General features: G+C 62.3%; 3 protein-coding genes. 2 read left to right on the top strand and 1 reads right to left on the bottom strand.

Features of this window, described 5'->3' with window-relative positions:
- Both A2J01_RS07905 and A2J01_RS07900 read left to right on the top strand, forming a co-directional pair.
- Positions 1-345 (top strand): cytochrome P450 (locus tag A2J01_RS07905; protein WP_156519209.1); only part of this gene is annotated, 345 nt, incomplete at its 5' end.
- A 97-nt stretch (positions 346-442) separates the two neighbouring features.
- Positions 443-760 (top strand): DUF4333 domain-containing protein, encoded by a 318-nt coding sequence (locus A2J01_RS07900; RefSeq protein ID WP_020906277.1) that lies wholly within the window; start codon positions 443-445, stop codon positions 758-760.
- A gap of 54 nt (positions 761-814) precedes the next feature.
- Here A2J01_RS07900 and A2J01_RS07895 read toward each other — a convergent pair.
- Positions 815-1,780: acetyl-CoA C-acetyltransferase (locus A2J01_RS07895; RefSeq protein ID WP_064112455.1), on the bottom strand; the 966-nt coding region annotated here is incomplete at its 5' end.

Below are 1,780 nucleotides of genomic sequence, written 5' to 3'. Positions count from 1 at the left end.
ACGACGCTCGTCGGCAAGTATCCGATGAAGAAGGGCGATTGGATGCTCGTGCTCATCCCGTCACTTCATCGTGATCCGGTGTGGGGCAACGATCCCGAGGCGTTCGATCCGGATCGCTTCCTGCCTGCCAACATCAAAGCCAGGCCAGCGCACGTGTACAAGCCATTCGGAACGGGTGAACGCGCCTGCATCGGAAGACAATTCGCCATTCACGAAGCGGTCCTCGTGTTGGGCACCATCTTGCAGAAATACACGATCGAGGCCGATCCGGACTACGAGTTGAAGGTAGCCGAACGGCTCACCCTGATGCCCGAAGGCTTCAACTTGACGGTCCGCCGACGCTGACCTCGCAAAACTGCGTCGCGCAACTCGGTTGAACAGTCCCGAATGCGGTAATCCCTGAGGTGGCAGCAGCGAGCACCGGCGCACCCTGGGAGTTCACATGACAAAGAGGCCTGCAGTGGGAATCGTCTTACTCTCGGCGGCATTGGCCACGGGAGCTTGCTCGGCAAGCGTCGGGACGCCGCAAGTGGACAAGTCCGAAGTCGCAAGTCAGATCTCCACTCAACTAGCCGAGAAGATCGGCGAGCCACCCGACGACGTGACGTGTCCGGAGAACCTCGACGCCGAAGTCGGCGCATCGATCACGTGCATCCTGACCGAGCAGGGCACCGAATACGACGTCACAGCTACCGTGACCAGCGTTGACGGTGAAAGTGCGAACTTCGACATCAAGGTTGCGGATGTGCCGAACAACTAACTGCTGTGCGCCTTTATTAACCGCCGGCGGTTAATAAAGGCGCACAGCAAGGCGTCAGAGACGCTCGATAATCGTCGCGTTCGCGGTGCCGCCACCTTCACAGATGGTCAGCAGGCCGTAACGACCGCCGGTGCGCTCGAGTTCGTTGAGCAGGGTTGCCATCAGCTTGGTGCCGGTCGCGCCGAGCGGGTGACCGAGTGCGATCGCGCCGCCGTTGACGTTGACCTTGGCCGGATCTGCGCCGATTTCCTTGATCCAGGCCAGGACGACCGGGGCGAAAGCTTCGTTGATCTCGACGATGTCGATGTCGTCGATGCTCAGGCCGGCCTTCGCGAGAGCATGCTTCGTGGCCGGGATCGGCGCACTGAGCATGAAGATCGGGTCGTCGCCGCGTGCGCTGAGGTGATGAATCCGGGCGCGGGGCTTGAGGTTGTACTTCTCCACCGCTTCCGCCGACGCCAGCAGCAGCGCACTCGCACCGTCGGAGATCTGGCTGGCCACTGCCGCGGTCATGCGTCCGTCTTCGACGAGAACCTTGAGCGTCGCCATCTTCTCGAGGCTGGTCTCGCGGGGTCCTTCGTCGACGGTCGCGTCGCCCATGGCGACGATCTCGTTGTCGAAACGACCCGCGGCGATTGCAGCCTTGGCGCGCTCATGGCTCTGCAGGGCCCACTTCTCGAGCTCTTCGCGGCTGATGTCCCACTTCTCGGCGATCATTTCGGCGCCCTTGAACTGCGAGACCTCTTGGTCACCGTAGCGCTCGGTCCAACCGACCGAACCCGAAGTCGGCGTGTCGAATCCGTACTGCTGACCGACGATCATCGCTGCCGAGATCGGAATCTGGCTCATGTTCTGAACGCCGCCGGCAACGATCAGATCCGCGGTGCCCGACAGGATGGCCTGAGCGCCGAAGTGCACTGCCTGCTGGCTCGAACCGCACTGACGGTCGACGGTCACCCCGGGAACGTGCTCCGGGAATCCCGCTGCGAGCCAGGACATACGGGCGATGTTGCCGGCCTG

Source organism: Rhodococcus sp. EPR-134 (genome assembly GCF_001647205.1).
GTDB lineage: Bacteria > Actinomycetota > Actinomycetes > Mycobacteriales > Mycobacteriaceae > Rhodococcus_F > Rhodococcus_F qingshengii.
This window is presented reverse-complemented; position numbering and strand designations above follow the sequence as displayed.